This is a genomic window from Ruegeria sp. BHSB058 (assembly GCF_059613285.1).
In genome coordinates this window covers 38459-59952 of sequence record NZ_JBXWSF010000012.1, presented here as the reverse complement: position 1 = coordinate 59952, position 21494 = coordinate 38459, and the positions used below count along the sequence as shown (strand labels likewise).

The 21494-nt window shown below is 58.1% G+C and carries 23 protein-coding genes; 15 read left to right on the top strand and 8 right to left on the bottom strand.

Going from position 1 to position 21494, the window contains the following annotated elements; translation table 11 throughout:
• Nucleotides 1-140 precede the first annotated feature (140 nt).
• Both AC2FNB_RS05210 and AC2FNB_RS05205 read right to left on the bottom strand, forming a co-directional pair.
• Nucleotides 141-338: a hypothetical protein gene (locus AC2FNB_RS05210; protein WP_496744896.1), complete on the bottom strand. Its 198-nt coding sequence runs from the start codon at nt 336-338 to the stop codon at nt 141-143.
• A gap of 104 nt (nt 339-442) precedes the next feature.
• A complete protein-coding gene (locus AC2FNB_RS05205) occupies nt 443-841 on the bottom strand; it encodes a rhodanese-like domain-containing protein (RefSeq protein WP_480748126.1) in 399 nt (132 codons plus the stop codon).
• 113 nt (nt 842-954) lie between these two features.
• On the opposite strand from AC2FNB_RS05205, the gene AC2FNB_RS05200 reads away from it, so the two are divergent.
• Nucleotides 955-2001, top strand: a complete 1047-nt coding sequence (locus AC2FNB_RS05200; protein ID WP_496744894.1) for an aldo/keto reductase — start codon at nt 955-957, stop codon at nt 1999-2001.
• A 17-nt stretch (nt 2002-2018) separates the two neighbouring features.
• On the opposite strand, the gene AC2FNB_RS05195 is transcribed toward AC2FNB_RS05200, so the two are convergent.
• Nucleotides 2019-3005, bottom strand: coding sequence for a GlxA family transcriptional regulator (locus AC2FNB_RS05195; protein ID WP_480748128.1), 987 nt, complete (start codon nt 3003-3005; stop codon nt 2019-2021).
• A 133-nt stretch (nt 3006-3138) separates the two neighbouring features.
• On the opposite strand from AC2FNB_RS05195, the gene bcoG reads away from it, so the two are divergent.
• The 3 genes from bcoG to AC2FNB_RS05180 all read left to right on the top strand — a co-directional run bounded on the left by bcoG (nt 3139) and on the right by AC2FNB_RS05180 (nt 6363).
• The gene (bcoG, locus tag AC2FNB_RS05190; RefSeq protein WP_496744912.1) at nt 3139-4056 is read left to right on the top strand and encodes a 3-dehydrocarnitine:acetyl-CoA trimethylamine transferase BcoG; all 918 of its coding nucleotides are present in this window, start codon (nt 3139-3141) and stop codon (nt 4054-4056) included.
• Nucleotides 4057-4141: 85 nt separating this feature from the next.
• Nucleotides 4142-5605, top strand: coding sequence for a carnitine 3-dehydrogenase (locus tag AC2FNB_RS05185; RefSeq protein ID WP_496744891.1), 1464 nt, complete (start codon nt 4142-4144; stop codon nt 5603-5605).
• The gene (locus tag AC2FNB_RS05180) at nt 5602-6363 is read left to right on the top strand and encodes an SDR family oxidoreductase (protein WP_480748129.1); all 762 of its coding nucleotides are present in this window, start codon (nt 5602-5604) and stop codon (nt 6361-6363) included. Before AC2FNB_RS05185 ends, AC2FNB_RS05180 begins: the two co-directional genes overlap by 4 nt.
• A gap of 58 nt (nt 6364-6421) precedes the next feature.
• Here the strand turns inward: AC2FNB_RS05180 and AC2FNB_RS05175 are convergent, their stop codons facing one another.
• Both AC2FNB_RS05175 and AC2FNB_RS05170 read right to left on the bottom strand, forming a co-directional pair.
• Nucleotides 6422-6604, bottom strand: coding sequence for a hypothetical protein (locus AC2FNB_RS05175; RefSeq protein ID WP_480748130.1), 183 nt, complete (start codon nt 6602-6604; stop codon nt 6422-6424).
• Nucleotides 6605-6712: 108 nt separating this feature from the next.
• Complete coding sequence (locus AC2FNB_RS05170; RefSeq protein ID WP_480748131.1) at nt 6713-7582, bottom strand: helix-turn-helix domain-containing protein; 870 nt, start codon at nt 7580-7582, stop codon at nt 6713-6715.
• Between the two features lie 105 nt (nt 7583-7687).
• On the opposite strand from AC2FNB_RS05170, the gene AC2FNB_RS05165 reads away from it, so the two are divergent.
• From AC2FNB_RS05165 to AC2FNB_RS05155, 3 genes are read left to right on the top strand one after another with little or no spacing between them, the layout of a single operon-like run.
• Complete coding sequence (locus AC2FNB_RS05165) at nt 7688-7891, top strand: DUF2061 domain-containing protein (RefSeq protein ID WP_480748132.1); 204 nt, start codon at nt 7688-7690, stop codon at nt 7889-7891.
• On the top strand, nt 7884-8789 hold the full coding sequence (locus AC2FNB_RS05160; RefSeq protein WP_496744888.1) for a fatty acid desaturase: 906 nt from the start codon (nt 7884-7886) through the stop codon (nt 8787-8789). The genes AC2FNB_RS05165 and AC2FNB_RS05160 overlap by 8 nt, the downstream gene beginning before the upstream one ends.
• A gap of 21 nt (nt 8790-8810) precedes the next feature.
• Nucleotides 8811-9713, top strand: a complete 903-nt coding sequence (locus tag AC2FNB_RS05155; protein WP_480748134.1) for an EamA family transporter — start codon at nt 8811-8813, stop codon at nt 9711-9713.
• A 75-nt stretch (nt 9714-9788) separates the two neighbouring features.
• Here AC2FNB_RS05155 and AC2FNB_RS05150 read toward each other — a convergent pair whose 3' ends face one another.
• From AC2FNB_RS05150 to AC2FNB_RS05140, 3 genes are all read right to left on the bottom strand, one after another.
• Complete coding sequence (locus AC2FNB_RS05150; RefSeq protein ID WP_480748135.1) at nt 9789-11135, bottom strand: DEAD/DEAH box helicase; 1347 nt, start codon at nt 11133-11135, stop codon at nt 9789-9791.
• 183 nt (nt 11136-11318) lie between these two features.
• On the bottom strand, nt 11319-12260 hold the full coding sequence (locus AC2FNB_RS05145) for a glycosyltransferase family 2 protein (protein ID WP_496744886.1): 942 nt from the start codon (nt 12258-12260) through the stop codon (nt 11319-11321).
• Between the two features lie 61 nt (nt 12261-12321).
• Nucleotides 12322-13926 (bottom strand): peptide chain release factor 3, encoded by a 1605-nt coding sequence (locus AC2FNB_RS05140; RefSeq protein WP_496744884.1) that lies wholly within the window; start codon nt 13924-13926, stop codon nt 12322-12324.
• 109 nt (nt 13927-14035) lie between these two features.
• Between AC2FNB_RS05140 and AC2FNB_RS05135 the strand changes: the two genes are divergently transcribed.
• The 8 genes from AC2FNB_RS05135 (at nt 14036) to AC2FNB_RS05100 (ending at nt 21489) form a co-directional block, all read left to right on the top strand.
• Nucleotides 14036-14398, top strand: a complete 363-nt coding sequence (locus AC2FNB_RS05135) for a nuclear transport factor 2 family protein (RefSeq protein WP_480748138.1) — start codon at nt 14036-14038, stop codon at nt 14396-14398.
• A 73-nt stretch (nt 14399-14471) separates the two neighbouring features.
• Nucleotides 14472-15251 carry an SDR family oxidoreductase gene (locus AC2FNB_RS05130; RefSeq protein WP_496744882.1) on the top strand — a complete coding sequence of 260 codons (780 nt, stop codon included), beginning with the start codon at nt 14472-14474 and terminating at the stop codon, nt 15249-15251.
• A gap of 2 nt (nt 15252-15253) precedes the next feature.
• Entirely contained in the window at nt 15254-16366 is a 1113-nt protein-coding gene (locus AC2FNB_RS05125; RefSeq protein ID WP_496744880.1) for a YhaZ family DNA alkylation repair protein, read from the top strand.
• 105 nt (nt 16367-16471) lie between these two features.
• Nucleotides 16472-17518: a methyltransferase domain-containing protein gene (locus AC2FNB_RS05120; protein ID WP_496744878.1), complete on the top strand. Its 1047-nt coding sequence runs from the start codon at nt 16472-16474 to the stop codon at nt 17516-17518.
• A 146-nt stretch (nt 17519-17664) separates the two neighbouring features.
• Complete coding sequence (locus tag AC2FNB_RS05115; RefSeq protein WP_480748432.1) at nt 17665-18684, top strand: ABC transporter ATP-binding protein; 1020 nt, start codon at nt 17665-17667, stop codon at nt 18682-18684.
• 143 nt (nt 18685-18827) lie between these two features.
• Nucleotides 18828-19610: a 5'/3'-nucleotidase SurE gene (gene surE, locus AC2FNB_RS05110; protein WP_480748142.1), complete on the top strand. Its 783-nt coding sequence runs from the start codon at nt 18828-18830 to the stop codon at nt 19608-19610.
• Entirely contained in the window at nt 19607-20257 is a 651-nt protein-coding gene (locus AC2FNB_RS05105) for a protein-L-isoaspartate(D-aspartate) O-methyltransferase (protein ID WP_480748143.1), read from the top strand. The genes surE and AC2FNB_RS05105 overlap by 4 nt, the downstream gene beginning before the upstream one ends.
• Before the next feature lie 62 nt (nt 20258-20319).
• A complete protein-coding gene (locus AC2FNB_RS05100; protein ID WP_496744875.1) occupies nt 20320-21489 on the top strand; it encodes a peptidoglycan DD-metalloendopeptidase family protein in 1170 nt (389 codons plus the stop codon).
• Nucleotides 21490-21494: the final 5 nt, after the last annotated feature.

Sequence of the window (21494 nt, the reverse complement as noted above, 5' to 3'; positions counted from 1 at the left end):
CGGTCATAACCGAAATATCGTGCCGCAACAAGCTGTATGAATTGGGTGGAACTGAAAGGACCGGACAATGCATTTTGACGATATGGACCTTAAATCGACCTATGGAATGAGCCTTCGACCTCGCGGCCACACGCAAAACCTCAGGCATTCAATTGCTCTGCAGACTTATATTCGAAAGCGCCGCGTTCTTGCTGGCTCAGTGCAAACCGACAGGGCAGATGCTGAAATTCGCCACACAACGAGACTTCAGAAACACCTTGGGCAAGCGGTTCAGCCGCTTTCGAAAATCTTCGGCTTTCGCTCCCTTGGATATCAAAATCCGCACGTCGAAAAGCCATGACTCAGCCTTTCCCGAATTCGCCTCCTTCTCTTGCGGATAGTCGACCCAGTACCAATAATTGGCGTTGGGAGTGAGAACCCTGCAATCATTTCCCGTGAGGCCTCATTCTCTGTTTTCGATTGCGCCGCCCTGTTTCACCCATTCGCTGAATCCGCCTTCCAGATGCATCACGGGGTTCAGCCCCATTTCCTGTGCAACCTTGGCGCTGAGCGCAGATCGCCAGGCGCTGGCGCAATAAAAGACATAGGTCTTGTCCTGATTGAAAACCTCCTTGTGATAGGGGCTTTCCGGGTCGATCCAGAATTCCAGCATCCCGCGCGGGCATGAAAACGCTCCGGGGATCTGACCCAGCCGCTGCAACTCGCGGATATCGCGCAGATCGACAAAGACATAGGCCGGATCGTCGTACAGCTCCTTGGCTTGCGCCACCGGCATCGTTTCCACGACCGCATTGGCTTCGGCCAGCAGGGTCTTGATCCCCTTGGTGATATTCTGCGTCATCTCATCCTCCTGCACACCGGCAAAAGCTGGCGGAAATCCGGATCAACCTCAAGGGGCTTGCCCCTCGTGATCGGTCGGTTAGGTTTGCCCGGTGCGAGCAGAGAGGTATCCGGATGAAAATGAACCCGTTGGGCCGTTCTGGGATAAAGGTCAGCGACCTGTGCCTCGGCACCATGACCTTTGGAACCCAGACCCCCGAGGCCGAAGCACATGCGCAAATCGACATGGCCCTGGCCGCAGGTGTGAATTTCATGGACACCGCCGAGATGTATCCAGTCAATCCTGTCACCAAGGAAACCGTTGGCGGCAGCGAGGCGATCATCGGAAACTGGAATGCCGCAAACCCCGGACGCCGAGGAGACTATATCCTGGCCACCAAGCATTCGGGGGCCGGTTTCATGCATGCGCGCGGCGGCGCACCGATCTCGGGACAGACCATTCCCGAGGCGGTCGAAGGCTCGTTGCGACGGCTCAGAACAGACTATATCGACCTCTATCAGTTTCACTGGCCGAACCGGGGCAGCTACATGTTCCGGCAGAACTGGAACTACGACCCCTCGCAACAGGATCGCGCATCCACGGTCGCCAACATGGAGGATTGCCTGGAGGCGCTGCAGCGGCAGGTGGACAAGGGCAACATCCGCGCCTTTGGCCTGTCGAACGAAAGCGCGTGGGGCACCGCGCAGTGGCTCAGGATCGCTGCAGAGCGCGGATTGCCCCGCGTCGCATCTGTACAAAATGAATACTCACTGCTCTGCAGGTTGTACGATACGGACATGTCGGAGCTGAGCGTGAACGAAGACGTGGGCCTGATGGCGTTCTCTCCGCTCGGCGCCGGCTTCCTGACCGGCAAGTACCAGGACGGAGTTGTACCATCCGGATCGCGCATGTCGCTCGTTCCTGAGATGGGCGGCAGAAAATCTCCACGCGTACTCGAAGCCGTGGCGGCCTATCTGAACATCGCGAACCGGCACGGCCTCGATCCGGTTCACATGGCGTTGGCGTGGTGCCGGACAAGGCCTTTCATGATGTCGGCGATTTTCGGCGCCACGACGCTGGTGCAACTCGAACACATTCTGAGCGGCGCTGATCTGATATTGCCTGACGACATTTTGGCAGAGATTTCAAGGGCTCACCGGGCGAATCCGATGCCTTATTAGCCTCGGCCAACCTGCATTCAGTGATGTGTCGGCTGCGCGCGTTCCTGCCGAAGGTCCCGCGCCGACAGCCCGTGCGCAGTGCGAAAGGCGCGGGCAAAGCTGGATTGCGAAGTGAACCCGGTCGCCAGGGCCACGTCCAGCAGAGACATATCGGTATCCGTTACAAGGCGGCGCGCCTCGGCCAGCCGCAAATGCAGATAGTGATCCTGTGGCGTGGTGTCGAGACGCAGGCGGAACTGCTGTTGCAACGTGCGCGGACTTGTACCAAGCGTCGTGGCAATCTCGGCCAGCGCCATAGGTTCGTCCAACGCCGCCTCCATCAACGCATTAGCCTTGGCCGTCAGTGCGTTGTGACGGTGCGGTGTTCCGATTCGACTTTGCGGGCGCGAGGGGCCCGAGGTGCCGTCATAAAGGAACAGGCCAGCGACGCGGGAGGCAAATCGCGCGCCATGGCGTGCGGCAATGATGTGCAGCATCATCTCGATCGCCGGAATGGCCCCGCCCGAGGTCATCCGGTTGCCGGAAATCGCAAAACGATCCGGCAGGACATCGATTTCGGGAAACCGCGATGCGAAGTTCTCGAGGTCTTCCCAGTGGGTCGTAGCGGTGTGGCCGTTCAGCAGGCCGGCCTCGGCCAACAGCCACGGCCCGCCATCGATCCCTGCCATCGCCGCACCGGTCGAGGCGATCCTGCGTAGACCCGCCAAAAGGCTGGGCGTGGCGTGGCGGGCAAGCTGGAATCCGGCCACAACGACCAACAGGTCACACCCCTCAAGGCGCGCCAATGGGATGCCAGGCACCGATAGCGCGCTGGTCAATTGTGCCGGGGCTGGTGTGGCGGTGACATAGTCCCAGTCAAACGCTGGGCGGTCGGCAAGGCGATTGGCCGCCCGCATCGGATCGACGGCGGCGGCAAAGCTGAGCGTGTTGCAGTCATCCAGGACAAGCACCGCCGTCTTCAAAGCGCGATGTTCGGGCTGCAGTATGTTTTTTGCGGATTTCATCAAGTTCGATTCGCATCTTGGCAAGTTGTTTGCACAAGGCTGCGCCAGAGTCGCCTTCGAAAGCAAATCGGAATCCGGGGACAAGCCTGGGGACAACCCGTGGCACAAGCCGGTAAAACTTGGGGAAAACGCAATGCCGCTGGAAATGAACCGCGAAGTCTTCATCACGTGTGCCATCACGGGCTCGGGCGGAACACAGGATCGCAGCCCGCATGTGCCACGTTCACCCAAGCAGATTGCCGACAGCGCGATTGCCGCTGCCAAGGCCGGGGCGGCAGTGGTTCATTGCCACGTGCGCGACCCGGAAACCGGCGCGCCGAGCCGCAAGCTTGAGTTTTACCGCGAGGTCACCGACCGCGTCCGTGACGCCGAGGTTGATGTGGTGCTGAACCTGACCGCCGGCATGGGGGGCGATATCGTCTTTGGCGATGTCGAAAACCCGTTTCCCGTGAACGATTCCGGAACCGATCTGATCGGTGCCAGCGCCCGCGTCGCCCATGTTGCCGAATGCCTGCCCGAGATTTGTACGCTGGATTGCGGTACCATGAACTTTGCCGAGGCAGATTATGTCATGACCAACACGCCCGGCGCGCTGCGTGCGATGGGCAAGATGATGACCGACCTGGGCGTGAAGCCCGAGATCGAGGCCTTTGACACCGGCCATCTTTGGTTTGCCAAGCAACTGGTCAAAGAGGGGGTTCTGGAACCCAACGCTCTGGTCCAACTATGCATGGGCGTACCGTGGGGGGCGCCGGATGATCTGAACACGTTCATGGCGATGGTCAACAATGTGCCGGATGACTGGACATTCTCGGCATTCTCGCTGGGGCGCAACGAGATGGCATATGTTGCAGCAGCCGTTCTGGCAGGCGGCAATGTGCGGGTGGGGCTTGAGGACAACCTGTGGCTGGAAAAGGGCGTATTGGCCGAGAACTGGCAGTTGGTCGAGCGCGCTGGTTCGATCATCGAAAATATGGGCGCGCGGGTGATCGGGCCGCAGGAAGTGCGCGAGAAACTGGGGCTGACCAAGCGGGCACCAGTGGCAAAGTAGGCGCTACGTCGGCTTGGGGGCCAGCTCCCAAGCCCCGGAGTATTTTGAAAAAGATGAAGTATGCGTGTTTGGTAGGCAGGAAATCATGAAAACAGCGGCAATCATCGGTGGCGGTGTGATCGGCGGCGGATGGGCCGCGCGGTTTCTGCTCAATGGCTGGGATGTTCGGGTGTTCGATCCGGATCCCGAGGCGGAACGCAAGATTGGTGAGGTCCTGGATAATGCCCGCCGCTCGCTGCCGGGGCTGAGTGATGTACCGCTTCCGCCTGAGGGCAAGCTGAGCTTCCACTCGGACATGGTCGAGGCCGTGCAGGGAGCCAGCTGGATTCAGGAAAGCGTGCCGGAGCGATTGGATCTGAAGCTGAAGGTTTACAAGGGCTTGCAGGAATCCTGCGACCCGGATGCGATCATCGGGTCCTCGACCAGCGGGTTCAAGCCTTCGGAGTTGCAGGAAGATGCAATGCGCCCCGAGCAGATCGTGGTGACGCATCCGTTCAACCCGGTCTACCTGCTGCCACTGATCGAGTTGGTTCCCAGTCCGAAAAACGCACCGGGGCTGATTACGAAGGCGCAGGACATTTTGCGTTCCGTCGGGTTCTTTCCGCTTCATGTCAAAAAGGAAATAGACGCGCATATCGCTGACCGTTTCCTTGAAGCTGTCTGGCGCGAGGCGTTGTGGCTGGTCAAGGATGGCATCGCCACCACCGAGGAGATCGACGAGGCGATCCGCATGGGGTTCGGTATCCGCTGGGCGCAGATGGGGCTGTTCGAGACCTATCGTGTGGCGGGCGGCGAGGCGGGGATGAAGCATTTCATGGCCCAGTTCGGTCCTTGCCTCAGCTGGCCTTGGACCAAGCTGATGGATGTACCCGAATTCACCGACGAACTGGTCGATCTAATCGCGGGTCAATCCGACGCACAATCGGGCATGCACTCCATTCGCGAACTTGAGCGTATCCGCGACAACAACCTTGTCGGCATGATGCGTGCACTCAAGGCGCAGAACTGGGGCGCGGGCGCGGTGCTGAACCAACATGACGCGGCACTAAAACCGGGCGCATTGCCGACACTGGATCAGGCAGATATCAGCCAGCCGATCCTGACATTGGCGCGCGCGGTGCCGCTGGACTGGACCGACTACAACGGGCACATGAACGAAGCACGATACCTGGAAGCGTTCAGCGCGGCCTCGGACCGGTTCATGGAGATTATCGGGTGCGATGCCGACTACATCTCTTCAGGTGGTAGCTATTTCACAGCTGAGAGCCACGTCCGTTATCTGGGCGAGGCCCATGCCGGTTCAAAAATCAAGGTGCGCACGCAAATGCTGCTGGGAGCGGGCAAGAAGCTGCACCTGTTCCACAGCATGTATGAGGGCGACATGTTGCTGGCCACGGGTGAAACCTTCCTGCTGCATGTTAGTCTCGAAACCCGGAGGCCCTGTGCGCCTTCGGCCGAGATCGAGGCGGCAATGGCGCGCATCGCGCAGGCGCAAGCCGGGCTGCCCTTTCCGGAAGGGGCGGGGGCCGCAATCCGAAAACCTGTATGAACCAACGTGTCCTGATCACTGCCGGCGCATCGGGAGTTGGGCGCGCGATGGCGGACGCCTTTGCTGGCTCGGGCGCAGAAGTTTGGGTGGCGGACGTGGATGAATCGGCGCTTGCGAAATGTCCCGAAACCTGGCGGCGTACACGGGTCGATGTTTCGGACGAGGCGGAAGTAGCCGCCTTGTTTCGAGCAATCGACACAAAATGGGGTGGGCTGGACGTGCTCTGCGCCAATGCGGGCATCGCCGGACCAACGGCCTTGATTGAAGATGTGCGGCTGGAGGAGTGGCGGGACTGCATGGCCGTCAATCTAGAGGGCGCGTTCCTTTGCGCCAAATATGCGGCTCCCATCCTGAAGCGGCAAGGCAACGGTGTCATTCTGATCACCTCTTCGACAGCCGGTCAATACGGTTACCCCAATCGCGCGCCGTATGCGGCGGCAAAATGGGGCGTCATAGGGCTTGGCAAGACACTTGCAATGGAACTGGGGCCATATGGGGCAAGATGTAACGTGATCTGCCCGGGCGCTGTTGAGGGGCCGCGCATGGAAGGCGTTCTGGAGCGCGAGGCGATGGCCAAGGGAATGACACGTGATCAGGTTTATCGTGGCTACGCCTCGGGTACCTCAATGGGCCGTTTCGTCGAAGGGCTTGATGTCGCCAATATGGCTGTATTCCTGGCTTCGGACGCGGCTCGTCTGGTGTCTGGGCAGGTGATCGCGGTTGACGGGCACACCGTTAACCCCGATCCCAAATTGTAGGGCGACATGCTCGACCGGCCCGCGGAGCGGGACGGTCCTTGCTTGACAACTTGGGTGGTCAGCTCTGATTTGGTCCCCGGATCTGCCGGATGGCCTGTCGGACGGCCTCCCAATCCTTGGCCTCGCCCGTTTTTCCTGCTTGCTCACAGGCGCGCATCTTTTGTGCCGCTTCGGCTTCGGCCTTGTCGCCATGCGCCGCGTACAGCGCCCGTGCGTATTCGGCAGTTTGTATTGCGTCCATTCGTCGAATCCTCCGCTTTTTATCGACCGGTGGGATTTCCATCAGGTTCGCGCCAAGCAAGTATAAGCGAGACCAGAGCATTTTGCACCCAGCAGGAGATCTGAGGCGTTATTGGGAGGCCGAGGCGGCCTGTCGCAACCGCAGTAAATGTGCCGGAAGGTCACGGGCGGTGAGATCTGCCTCACGCACTAATGTGTCGAAATGCCGGGTAAAAAGCTCGATCCGATCTCGGTCACGAAACGCCATATAGTGACTTCCTGCATAAAAAACGCATAATAACGGCCCGAAAATCGTGACTGGTGCCGAATATAGGCGTTTGGCGTCAAAGAGATAGATGCGCAGTCGCGGGTAAAGCTGCTCGCACAAATCCAAAAGGTGGTCAATCTGTTCCAGTCTGACATCCGCCGGCAATCCGCGATAGTACCCGGTGGCGCGGGCAAAACTGTCAATTTCAAACAGCGGCATCGCGATTTCATAGTCCGACTGCGCGCTGCGCATCCAGGTAAGACGGTCAGCAGAAGCTCCGATTGCCTGATCGGCCGTTCGCCCCAAATGCGGGGCATATTCCCATTCCAGCACGGCACGCGTTTTCAGCATGTCGGGCAATGTGGCGGGGACATACCGAATTTTGTAACCGGCCGCCTGTTGATGCCATTCGAATATCCGTTCGTCGACCAGCGCGCGTGGCGCTTCGGTCATTGATAGTGAGCTGGCCAGCAACTCGGCAGCGCTTTCAGGACGGTCCGACAAGCTGAGCAGCCAGTCTGCTGAAACGCCCAGTGTTTCTGCGCAACTGCCGATGACATGCGCATTCGGCAGGCGTGCGCCGTCATCCGTCAAAAGCTGAGAGACTGTTGATCGATCTACGCCGATGCGTCGGGCCAATCCGCTTTGCGTGACCTGTCTTTCTTCCATGGCCTTGGCCAGCCTCAGCCGAAATTGCGAGGCGCGGTCCCGTTTGTCCATTTTGTCATACATGTGTTGAGAAATATCATAGTTGCTGAATTTTGTTAATCATATTCCGAATTCTCATCATGCCCATCTGTAAGTAACAATTCTGTGAAGAAAAAATTGGGGTATGAAATGGAGACGCGAAAGAGATCGGTCGTAAAGGCCGTGATCTGGAATGTGATGGGCTTGGCGACCATGACATTGGTCGGATTGGCCGCAACGGGATCCGCAGCGGTCGGCGGCACTTTGGCAGTGGTGAATACCGCAATCGGCCTGACTATGTATATCCTGTACGAGCGTGTCTGGGCTGGCATCGGGTGGGGGCGCAATGTCTGATTTGCGATCCTCGAACGACGCACCAGAATGGGGAACGTTCTTGTTGATCGTTGCCTGCTATGCGGCATGGTTGGCTGCAGTCTTTTGGCTGGCGAATATCAGTCTTGGGATTGCGATTCCGGTTATGGGGTTGGTCGCGGCGCTGCATTCGTCGCTGACCCATGAAGTCCTTCACGGACATCCTTTCCGTTCTAAGTGGTTGAACGAGGCATTGATGGCTTTGCCACTGACGCTTTGTATTCCCTACAACCGGTTTCGTGACTTGCACTTGGCGCATCACCGTGATTCAAACCTGACCGATCCCTACGACGATCCGGAATCCAACTATCTTGACCCAAAAGTCTGGAACACGCTGCCGACTTGGAAGCGGACTCTTTATTCGGCAAACAACACTCTTTTGGGCAGAATGGTTCTGGGGCCGGCCATCGGCCAGGCCGCATTTTTTGCGGAGGAATGGCGTGGGGCCATAGGAGGCAACCGGGCGATCTGGATTGCCTGGGGGCTACATCTTCCCGGAGCCGTTGCAGTGCTTTGGATCGCGCTCCTGTCGCCCATGCCGGTGTGGGCCTATCTGATATCGGCCTATATCGGGCTTGGCTTGCTGAAGATACGGACATTTCTGGAACACAGGGCCTATGAAAAGGTTCGTGGCCGTACAGTCGTCATCGAAGATCGTGGGCCGCTGTCATTTCTGTTCCTGAACAACAACCTGCACGTCGTACATCACATGAACCCGAACGCGGCCTGGTATCGGTTACCTGCCCTGTATCACGAGGGAAAAGAACGTTATCTCGCGTGCAACGACAGCTATGTCTATCGGTCGTACGGCGAGGTATTTCGGCGTTATTTCTGGCACGCAAAAGACCCGGTGCCACATCCTCTCTGGCCAAAGCACTGATTTCGTTCCACAAGGGAAGCCATGAGTTTGTGGGTTCCCGTCACGATCGCAGCCGCGCTGTTCCAAACAGTGCGGTTCATGCTGCAAAAATCGTTAAGTACAGTCCGGCTCTCGGTGGCAGGCGCAACCTTTGCCCGGTTCGCCTATTCGGCGCCTTTGGCGGTGCTGGCTTTGATATTGGTTCTTCTCAACACTCCGGCGGAACTGCCACCCCTCGCGGTGCGGTTCTGGATGTTCGTTGCGATTGGAGGGACGGCGCAAATTCTGGCTACGATCTGTGTCGTGGCCCTGTTCAAGCAGCGCAATTTCGCGGTCGGAATCACCTTCAAAAAGACCGAGGTGATCCAGACGGCAATTGTCGGCTTCATCATTCTAGGAGAAGGTGTCTCGGTCGGTGCGCTTGGTGCGATTGCGCTTGGATTGGCAGCTGTTCTGCTGCTGTCCAAGACGCCTGGCGGCGATGGTGCGTGGTGGCGTCATCTGACCAATCGGGCCTCGCAACTTGGGCTAGGCTCCGGGGTGCTGTTTGCCTTCTCCGCAGTCAGCTATCGTGGGGCTTCTTTGCAGTTGGGCGATATTGATCCGTGGTTTCGCGCACTGGTGACCTTGGCAGCCGTGACGTCGTTTCAGATGGTGTCGATGGGGGCTTGGTTGTTTTGGCGCAATCGGGGGGACTTGTTGGCCGTCTGGCAAACCCGCCGGACCGCGGTTTTTGTAGGCTTGACGAGTCTGGGCGGGTCGTTTTGCTGGTTTCTGGCCTTCACCTTGCAGAATGCCGCCTATGTTAAGGCGCTGGGGCAGGTGGAGTTGATATTCAGCCTCTTGGCCTCAAGTCTTTTCTTTCGGGAATCAATCACGTTCAGAGAGATCGCAGGCATCGTATTGCTTTGCCTGTCGATCCTGGTGCTTGTGCTGGTTATCTGATTGCCAGGGAAAAGCAGCTTGCAAGCGGTTCAATCAATTGCAAGGCGTTCACAAAACGCCTTGTTACAAATGATCTCACCCTGCGCGGCGTTCCTCAAAGCTCAGTGCGATAAAGCTGGGCAGGTGATCGCCCATCCCGACGACAGCCCGATCGCCGCCTTCGCCGCGATCCCGGCCACGTCCCTTGGGTTCTTTTCCCTTCTTGGGCTCGGTGGGTTTGTCAGCTTTCGCCTTTTTCGGTTCGGATTTGGCGGGTTCCGGCTTGGGTTCGTCCTTCAGCGGGTTCTCCAGACGCGGAATTTCCTTCTGGATTAACCTTTCGACCGCATCCAAAGCTTTCGCGTCCCGTGGCCCACAAATCGTTACCGCCTTGCCCGCGCGGCCCGCGCGGCCGGTGCGGCCGATACGATGGACGTAATCTTCGGCATGTCCCGGCACGTCGAAATTGAACACATGACTGACAGACGGAATATCAAGCCCGCGTGCTGCCACATCCGATGCGACGAGCAATCGTAGCGAACCATCCCTGAACCCATCCAGTGTTTTGGTACGCTGGGATTGATCCAGGTCGCCGTGGATTGCAGCGGCGTCATAACCGTATTTCTTGAGCGATTTCGCGCAGATGTCGACATCAGTCTTGCGGTTGCAGAAGATGATGGCGTTGGTGCACTTGTCGCCCTCGGCATCGATCAATTTGCGCAGAACCTTGCGTTTTTCACTTGCTTCGCGGTCACGGCGACTGCCTTTGAACATCACCACGCTCTGTTCGATAGTCTCCGACGCCGTAGCCTGCCGGGCAACCTCAACTCGGGTCGGGGCCGACAGGAAGGTATCGGTGATCCGCTCAATCTCGGGCGCCATGGTGGCAGAGAAGAACAATGTCTGGCGGGTAAAAGGCGTTAGCGAAAAGATACGCTCGATGTCCGGGATGAAGCCCATGTCGAGCATCCGGTCGGCCTCGTCCACCACCATGATCTGGACGCCGGTCAAAAGCAGTTTGCCGCGCTCGAAATGATCGAGCAGTCGGCCTGGCGTGGCGATCAGCACATCGACACCACGGTCGATGAGCGCATCCTGTTCCTTGAAGCTGACGCCGCCGATCAGCAGCGCCTTGGTCAACTTCAGGTGCTTGGCGTAGGTGTCGAAGTTTTCGGCCACCTGTGCCGCCAATTCACGCGTCGGGCAAAGTACCAGCGAGCGCGGCATTCGCGCCCGTGCGCGCCCCCGCGCCAAAAGCGTTATCATTGGCAACACGAACCCGGCGGTCTTGCCGGTTCCCGTCTGCGCAATCCCCAACACGTCGCGCCCTTCGAGGGCCGCCGGAATTGCACCGGCTTGAATCGGGGTGGGAGTTTCGTATCCGGCTTCCTCAACAGCTTTGAGGACCTTCGGGTTCAGGTTTAGTTCGTTGAATTTTGTCATATATGTCCGGTTCATGCGGACACTGACCTGGCCCGCGCGTCTGAATACAGCCGGGCCCGGATGGCCATGCGCCCCATGCGCGTTTCGGCATGCGCGGGGACATAACAAAAACGTGGGGCAGGGTCAAATGAAGACGAAGTTAATTGGGTTTTGTCGTATGGAACGCGTTTTTCATTCAACAATTTAGCAGTTGGAAGAAAAGTGTTTCGTGACCATTTTTTCCAAATCCAATGGGCGGTACTTCAAAAGTCCGCGGGCTTTCAGCCGCTCACGGACGGTTGGATCAGCACCGCTCAATTCATCGAAAAACGCGCGCAAGCCTGGCTCTCCACTTGTGTTTTCGACGGAAGACAGAAGATCATGCATGCTCATACCACCTTGTGATCTGGGAACATTTGGGGACAGTTCCGGCCTGTAAGCACCGCTAGCGAGCCGGTACGGATACCGAGCAATCCATTTTTCCCAAGACCAGGCGTGTTGGTGGCAGAGGTCTATACCGCCCAGTTCTGCCGGGCATACCACACGCTCGCCGTTTTGCAGAAGGTTGTGAATTCTGAATTCGATGTCCTCCAGACCGGTGCGGGCAAAAATCTTTCCTGCAACATGGCTCATGAACCCGCCTTTCACAAAGGTACCGAATTCGGGATAGATCTCGTCGACGAGCCTCTCACGATCCGGTCCCGGCGGAATAAAGGCCTTGTACAAATCTCCGCCACCTGCCAGTGCCTCAACCGGACGCACGCGCGCGCATTGTGTTCCCGAAGGCAGCGCGTCCAACAGATCGTTGATCCTGTTTTCGGCCCAAAGAAACTCATCCACGTCGATATGTGCCAGCCAATCCACATCAGCGCGACGATAAGCGTGAGTAGCGTTCACCGTCTGGCGCACCTGATGCTTCTTCGGTCGGCGGTGTTTGAACTTGGACCAGTGCTTGTCGCCGCAAGAGGTAACGCGCACCTTTGGATGTGCTTTGAGGCGAGAAAAGACTGCGGATTCGGGTGAATCCAGATAGATGAACAGCCGATGAGCGCCCAACTCCAGATGGTGCGCAGCAAAGCGCAGGATGTCTTCCTCATCGGCTTTGATCGTGGAAACAATGCCCCAAGTGATTTCATCCCGAGGCATACCGGCTCCTAAAGAATCTTATGATGCCGCTCATCAATGGCAGGTTAGGACAGGGGCGGACTCAGGTCATCATTTCTTTGGTGGCCGTCAGTTTGACCCCTGGATAGTCGCGCACAACCCGGTCGATGTCCCATTGCAGACGCGTAAGATAAACAATGTCGCCGTCATGGTCATGCGCGATGTGCTGCTTGTTCGCGGCGACCAGCTTTTCGACGGCAGCCTTTTCACCCGACACCCAGCGCGCCGAGGTGAACTGCGATACTTCGAAACGGACCGGCAGGCCGTATTCCAACTCAATCCGGCTGGCCAGGACCTCGAACTGCAGCGCACCGACGACGCCAACGATGAACCCGGACCCGATGGAGGGCTTGAACACCTTGGCGGCACCTTCTTCGGCAAATTGCATCAGCGCCTTTTCCAAATGCTTGGCCTTCATAGGGTCACCCGCCCGCACGCCTTGCAGCAGTTCCGGCGCGAAAGAGGGGATGCCTGTCACCCGGATCGCCTCGCCCTCGGTCAGCGTGTCTCCAATACGCAGCTGGCCGTGGTTCGGGATTCCGATGATGTCGCCTGCCCAGGCCTCCTCGGCGAGCTCCCGGTCTGAGGCCAGGAACAGAACGGGATTTGACACCGCCATCGGCTTCTTTGTGCGCACATGGGTCAGCTTCATGCCGCGCTTGAAATGGCCCGAAGCCATGCGCACAAATGCGACCCGGTCGCGGTGCTTGGGGTCCATATTCGCCTGCACCTTGAAAACAAAGCCCGCGACCTTCTTTTCATCCGGCGAAATCTGGCGGGGTTCGGCTGACTGAACCTGCGGCTGTGGGCCATAAGCGCCGATGCCTTCCATCAGTTCCTTGACGCCGAAAGAATTGATGGCCGAGCCGAACCAAATCGGGGTCATATGCCCTTCAAGCACCGCCTGCGGGTTCAGCGCGGGCAGCAATTCGCGCGCCATCTCAACCTCTTCCAGCAACTTTTCAAGCAGATGTGCAGGAACATGTTCCGACAGTTTCGGGTCATCAAGCCCGTTAATTTCAATGCTCTCGGCCACCTTGTTGCGGTCGGCGCGGTCCATCAACTCCAACCGGTCGCGCAGCATGTCGTAACAGCCGATGAAGTCACGCCCCATGCCAATGGGCCAACTGGCCGGAGTGACGTCGATTGCCAGCATTTCCTGAATTTCGTCGATGATTTCGAAAGTGTCTCGGCTTTCCCGGTCCATCTTGTTGCAGAAGGTCAGGATGGGCAGATCGCGCAGGCGACAAACCTCGAACAGCTTTTGCGTCTGGCTTTCGACCCCCTTCGCGCCGTCGATCACCATCACGGCCGCGTCCACAGCCGTCAGCGTGCGGTAGGTATCTTCCGAAAAATCGCTGTGGCCGGGCGTGTCAACAAGATTGAACCGGAAATTGCCATAGTCGAACGACATTGCAGACGCGGAAACCGAGATTCCGCGATCCTTCTCCATCTGCATGAAGTCCGAGCGTGTCCGCCGTGCCTCGCCCTTGGCGCGCACCTGACCGGCCATCTGAATGGCACCCCCGTAAAGCAGGAACTTTTCAGTCAGCGTCGTCTTGCCCGCATCCGGGTGCGAGATGATGGCGAATGTCCGGCGACGGGCAATCTCGGGCGGCAGGGCAGGTTGGTTCGAGGTATCAAGCATGACCGCGCGTATAGGCGGGGAATCCTGCCGAAGCAAGACAAAGGGGCTGGTTCGAATCACCGGCTTGTGGCTATAAGAACATATAGTGAACAAATGACGGAGTATTTCGATGGATTTGAAAGAGATTGCCAATGAATTGGTGGCCGGCTGCCGTGAGAACCGCGCCAAGGAAAATCTTGAGAAATTGTATACGCCGGACGCAGTTTCTGTTGAAGCGGTCGATTACTCAGGCATGGGGCGCGAAATAAAGGGGCGTGACGCGATCCGAGGCAAGCATGAATGGTGGGAAGGCGCGCATGAAGTTTCGGGCGCTTCGGTCAGCGACCCGTTTGTGCACGGCGAAGACCGCTTTGCCGTGATCTTCGAGGTGCAAGGCAAAGTGAAAGAAACTGGCGAGAGCTTTGATATGAAAGAGATTGGTATCTATCACGTCGCCAACGGGAAGATCGTTCGCGAAGAGTTCTTTTACTGATCATTGAACCGTTTCTGGTCTTCTCTGGCTGGCCGGTGCTAGACATGCGGAAATGGCTGATAGGGAGAACCTCATGGATCTGGGAATTCGCGGTAAACGGGCGCTGGTCTGCGCCAGTAGCAAAGGCTTGGGTCTGGGTTGCGCCGAGGCACTTGCCGCAGCAGGCGTCGAACTGGTCATGAACGCGCGCGGCGCCGAGGCGCTAGAGGCGTCTGCTGCGCGCGTCCGTGCCGAGTTTGGAGTGCCAGTGCGGACCATTGCCTGCGACGTGACCAGACCAGAAGGTCAGAAACAGGTCATCGAATTGGCGCGCGGTGTTGATATTCTTGTCACCAATGCGGGTGGCCCGCCGCCTGGCCTTTGGTCGGATTGGGATCGCGACGATTTTATCAAGGCGTTGGATGCCAACATGCTGGCTCCGATTGCCTTCATGAAGGCGCTTTTGCCGGGGATGATCGAAAACGGATGGGGTAGAGTGGTCAACATCACGTCGCAATCTGTGCGCGCACCCATCGCGGTTCTCGGACTGTCGAACGCGGCCCGGACCGGCCTGACTGGTTACGTGGCCGGTACATCCCGGCAAGTTGCGCCACATGGAGTAACCATCAACAATCTGTTGCCTGGCATTCACGCGACAGATCGTGCGGAATCTTTAGATGGCGGCGTCGCGAGCCAGAAAGGGATCAGCGTCGAAGAAGCCCGAGCCGAACGCGCTGCGACCATCCCTGCCCGCCGTTATGGTACGCGGTCAGAGTTCGGCGCGGCCTGCGCGTTTTTGTGTTCGCAGCATGCCGGGTTTATCGTGGGGCAGAATATCCTGCTGGATGGTGGCGCCACCAATCTGACAATGTGAAGATGGCGCAGGGATTTTCGCTCAAGGATCAGCTTTTCAATCTGGAAAAGACCCGCTATCTGGCGGGCCTTTTCGCCCAAGCGGATCCGGATTTTGACGCCTACGCGTTCGAGGCGCGGGTCATGGAGCGATTGCGCGAACTCGAACTCAAGGACCGTATGCACTGGATTGCAGACTGCTTGCGGCATTCGATTCCCGGGAAACTGCCGGCGGTCGCACCGACAATTCTGCGCGCCTTGCCGGCGCCGCTTGATCCGGCCTTGGTAGACGACGATTTCGGCGATTTCATTTTCGCGCCCTTGGGCGAGTGGGTGGCCATGATCGGGATGGAATACCCGGAACAGGCGCTCGATGTTCTGGAAGAGGTGACACAACGGTTTTCGATGGAGTGGGCAATCCGACCATTCCTGAATCGCTGGCCGGACCTTGTTCTGGATCGGGCGTCAGATTGGTGTGATCATTACAGCTATCACGTGCGCCGACTGGCCAGCGAAGGTACGCGTCCGCGACTGCCGTGGGGAGCGGGTATACCGCTGAACCCACGGGATACCTTACCCTTGCTTGACCGCTTGCACTTCGACAGCACGCGCTATGTCACTCGGTCGGTGGCCAACCATCTCAACGACATCGCCCGCACCCACCCGGATCTGGTGATCGCGAGATTGGAACAATGGAGCTCCGAAGAGCGGCAAACACCCGAAGAACTGCGTTGGATGACCTCCCATGCCCTGCGCGGTCTGATCAAAGCGGGGCATCGCGGCGCGATGATGCAACTGGGTTTTGATCCGGAAACACCTCTCGATGTCACGATCAAGGCTCCGACCGCAGCGAAGATCGGGGGAAGCCTTGATTTTTCGGTGCTGATTGATGGCCCCGAAAACCAGCCGGTTCTGGTCGACTATGTCATTCATTTTCTCAGGCCTTCAGGGAAACGCTCCTCCAAGGTTTTTAAGTTGAAACAGGCAGAAATTGGCTCCGGAACTCTGCATTTGAGCAAGTCGCATAAACTCAAGCGGGATGCGACGACCTTCAAGCTGATGCCTGGACTGCACGTGCTGCAAGTGCAGGTCAATGGCAGGATATGCGACGAGGTCGAGTTCGCCCTGATGGCATGATGCACCAGAGTCATTCTCACGGTTGCGTCAGCGGGCCGTTGGTCGGATTGAACCTTTACCGTCACTGAACTAGCTGAGTGCTGAAATCACCATTGGGAGGCAACGATGAAGCACGAGGCGGTTCAGAACTATTACGGCGATGTCCTGAAAGGAAGCGCTGACCTTCAGACAAACGCCTGTTGTACGCCTGACATTGTGCCTGCACATCTCAAGACAATACTGTCGAAGATCCATGACGAAGTTTTGGCGCGGTACTATGGCTGCGGCCTGATTGCGCCGCTGGACCTTGACGGCATGCGCATCCTGGATCTGGGATGCGGGGCGGGGCGCGATGTCTATGCGTTGTCCGCAATGGTTGGTGAAACCGGGCGCGTGGTTGGTGTGGATATGACGCCCGCACAGTTGGAGGTGGCCCGGGCACATCAGGATTATCATGCCGAGGCCTTTGGTTATTCAGCCAGCAATGTCGAATTTCATCACGGATATATCGAAAAACTGGACGATCTCGATCTGGCTCCCGGGTCTTTTGACATCATCGTTTCAAATTGCGTGATCAATCTTGCGACCGACAAGGCAGCGGTTCTGCGCGGAGCGCACCGGTTGTTGAAAAACGGGGGCGAGATGTATTTCTCGGATGTCTATGCAGACCGCCGTGTTCCAAAGTCGATGGTAGAAGACGAAGTCCTTTATGGCGAGTGCCTGTCAGGCGCGCTTTATTGGAACGATTTTCTGTCGATGGCAAAGGATGCGGGCTTTGACGATCCGCGCCGTGTCACTCATCGCCCGCTCGCGATTGAAAATTTAGCGCTCGAGGCTCGGGTGGCTCCATTGAAATTCATCTCTGCCACTTATCGCCTGTTCAAACTGCCGGATCTGGAACCGGCCTGCGAGGATTATGGGCAGGCCGTCATCTATAAGGGAACGATCCCGGATGCGCCGCATGAGTTTGCACTCGACGATCATCACCTGATTGAAACGGGTAAGGTCTTTCCCGTGTGCGGCAACACTTGGAAGATGTTGCAAGACACCCGTTTTGCCCGCCACTTCACCTTTATCGGAGATTTCTCGACCCACTACGGCATCTTTGCAGGATGCGGCGGCGACAGCCCGTTCGTGACCGAAGGGCAACCGGCCTCAACCGGGTGCTGCTGATCTCTTGCACCTGAAGGGCGGGGTTGTTATCCCCGCCCGAGCCCGATGAAATTGATCGGGAAAGGCAATGGGGTCCATCGGTGACGGTCAAGGCAGTTCCTCCACGTCTGGAAATCCGCAATATCAAGCGTGCCTTCGGCGGGCGTATGGTGGTGGATGACGTCTCGTTACGTATCAATGCGGGGCAGGTGACCTGTCTCCTCGGGCCTTCGGGATGCGGCAAGTCCACGACATTGCGCATGATCGCCGGGGTCGAGATGCAGGATTCGGGCGAGATCTACGTCGATGGCAAGCTGATCTGTGACACCGTGTTCCGTGTTCCACCCGAGCGGCGCGAGATTGGCCTGATGTTTCAGGATTTTGCGCTGTTCCCGCATTTAAGTGTCGCTGAAAATGTTGCCTTTGGCCTTAAAGGGACAAAAGAGAGAAAACGCGCCCGGGTTGAGGAATTGCTGGCGAAGGTCGATCTGCTGCGGTTTATCGATGGCTTTCCCCATCAACTGTCAGGAGGAGAACAGCAACGCGTCGCGCTTGCACGGGCTTTGGCGCCGCGGCCTCGGATCATGTTGATGGACGAGCCGTTTTCCGGCCTCGACAACCGGTTGCGCGATGGCATTCGAGACGAAACACTCGCCATTCTGAAGGACGAGGACGCAGCAGTGCTGCTGGTCACGCACGAACCGGAAGAGGCGATGCGCATGGCCGATGAAATTGCGCTTATGCGCGGTGGAAAGATTGTTCAGCAAGGCGCCCCGTACAACGTCTACACCCGCCCGATTGACAAAGCTGCTGTATCTTTTTTCAGCGATATCAATGTTCTGAGGGCGCAAGTTAATGGTGCTTTAGCGCAAACGCCTTTCGGTCAGTTCCTTGCCCCCGGCATCCCGGACGGCACCAATGTCGAGATCGTTTTCAGGCCCCAGCACGTCAAGCTTGACTTTGATCGTGGGGGTAAAGGGCCGGTTCCGACCCCCAGCGACGGTGTGGCCGCGCGAGGTGTAGTAGAACGTGCGCGGTTTCTGGGCAACGAAAGCCTTGTCGAGTTTCGGATGGATTATAGCGGGTCTATCCTCAAGGCGACGGTTCCGAACGTGTTTGTACCGCAAATCGGACGTGTGATGTGGCTAACGATCCGGCGTGACCGTTGTTTTGTTTTTCCCGCCTGACGCCGGGCCAACCCAATAGCCTGTTTTGAAACCAGTAGTTTCCGTCCAAGTGGTGCGCTAATGCCGCAGATTGCGACCTGGGATTGCTTGCCGCAATCTGGCACCGCGTCTATCAAGGGCGAAATCGGTTAAGAGATGGCAGGATGCGTATTCTTCTTACAAACGACGACGGCATCAACGCGCCGGGGCTGAGGGTGCTCGAAGCGATCGCTGCGGACTTGGCCGGGGCTTCGGGCGAGGTTTGGGTCGTCGCACCGGCGTTCGAACAATCCGGTGTAGCCCATTGCATCAGCTATACCCATCCGATGATGATTGCCAAAATGGGTGAACGACGCTTTGCGGCAGAGGGGTCTCCGGCAGATTGCGTGCTGGCAGGCCTGCATGACGTGATGAAGGATAGCCCGCCAGATCTGGTTCTGTCGGGTGTGAACAGAGGAAATAATTCGGCTGAAAACGTGCTGTATTCCGGGACTTTGGGCGGTGCGATGGAGGCGGCTTTGCAGGGACTTCCCGCAATTGCCCTGTCGCAATACTTCGGCCCCCGCAATCTGGGGTTGGAAAACACCTTTGAAGTCGCCGAACGTTTTGGTGCCGATATTGTTCGCCGTATTCTGGATGCCTCGCCGGACGAGGATGACGACTACCGACTTTTCTACAACGTAAACTTCCCGCCGGTGCCGGCGAGCGAGGTTTTGGGGTATCGCGTAGTTCGGCAAGGATTTCGCAAGGGAACAAACTTCAGCGTTGAACCCCACAGTTCCCCGTCAGGCAGGCGGTTTTTGTGGATCAAGGGCGGGTATCAGCACAACCCGACAACCCCCGATACCGATGCGGCGGTCAATCTGGAAGGTTATGTTTCGATCACACCCATGCGAGCGGATCTGACTGCGCACGACGCTCTGGAGGCGCTGAAGGCAATCGAATGAGCGGCCCTGATCCAGAAACAAAGATGCAGTTTCTTTTCGCCCTGCGTTCCAAGGGCGTGACGGATGCACGCGTTCTGAATGCCATGGAATCGGTGGATCGAGGGTTGTTTGTCAAAGGGCTGTTCGCGGAACGCGCTTACGACGACACACCGCTGCCGATTACCTGTGGGCAGACTATCAGCCAGCCCTCGGTCGTAGGCCTGATGACACAGGCCCTTCAGGTGCGCCCACGCGACACGGTTCTCGAAGTCGGCACCGGCTCTGGATATCAGGCGGCTATTCTCGCCAGGTTGGCGCGCCGGGTGTACACGGTGGAGCGTCACAAACGCCTTGTGGCAGAGGCGGTTGATCTTTTTCGGGACATGGGCCTGTCCAATATTACCGCCATCCTGTCGGATGGATCATTCGGTTTGCCCGAACAGGGACCGTTCGATCGCATTATAGTAACCGCTGCGGCGGAAGACCCGCCCGGCCCGCTCTTGGCGCAGCTCAAGATCGGCGGTATCATGGTGGTGCCGGTGGGACAGTCGGATACGGTTCAAACGCTGATCAAGGTGACCCGCACCGAAACCGGTATGGAATATGACGAATTGCGGCCCGTCCGATTTGTACCTCTGCTTGAGGGGCTTGGCAGGGATGGGGTGTGAAAAAGAGATTTGACAAAACGCCAGACCCCCGGCCAACAGGGGGCGGCATTGAGGATGGCAAGATGAGTGCAGTATTTCGATCGGTCACCGGGCGTCATTTGGCGGCAGCAGCGGCCATGGCAGTACTGGCGGGTTGTGAAGGCCCGCTGGACTATGACCTGAGAGGCCAGGTCGGCGGGTTTAGTACCACACCGGCCGCCCAATCCGTCGGCACTGCCAACCGGCCGGCACCTGATGCGCGCGGGGTCATCACCTATCCGACTTATCAGGTTGCAGTTGCTCAGCGTGGTGACAGTGTCAGCGAAATCGCGTCGCGGGTAGGCTTGCCTGCTGAGGAACTGGCCCGGTTCAACGGGCTTCAACCTGGTGATACGCTGAGAGAGGGCGAAGTGATCGCGCTGCCCCGAGCGGTTGGTGCTGCACCGGGCGCCGGTGTTGATATCGAAAGCATCGCCGGCAGTGCCATCGACTCCGCGCCAGGCAGTGACACGGTCGAAACCACCACGCTTGCCCCGGCCAAACCCGCACCCGCTGCACCGGTTGCATCAGGCCCTGAGCCCGTGCGCCACAAGGTGAAGCGAGGCGAGACAGCCTATACCATCTCACGGCTCTATCAGGTGCCGGTCGAGGCCTTGGCCGAATGGAACGGGCTTGGCCCCGATTTTGTGGTGCGTGAAGGGCAGTTCCTTCTGATCCCGGTCAAGGATCAACCCGCGCCGAAACGGGCAGCAGAAACCTCGACGACTGCAGTGACGCAACCGGGGCAGGGCTCGCCAACGCCGACACCGCCCAGTGCGACTAAGCCATTGCCGGATGAAGTCGTGGCGCCAAAGACACCTGCCGAACCTGCGGTTCAGACACCGGCACCAAGTGCCGCAAGCAACTCAGCGCTGGCTTTGCCGGTGACCGGGAAGATCATACGACCCTATAGCAAGGGCAAGAACGAAGGCATCGACATCGCTGCGACGCCGGGCACGGCGGTGACTGCCGCAGAGGCCGGCACCGTTGCTGCGATCACCGCAGATGCCGATCAGGTTCCAATTATCGTGATCCGACACCAAGGGGATTTGCTGACTGTTTACGCCAATGTCGAAGGGATCAGCGTCAAGAAGGGTGATCAGGTAAAACGTGGTCAGAAAATCGCCGCTCTGCGCGGCGGAGACGATGCCTATGTGCATTTCGAGGTGCGCAAAGGTTTCGACTCGGTCGATCCGGACCCATACTTTAAGTAACCGAG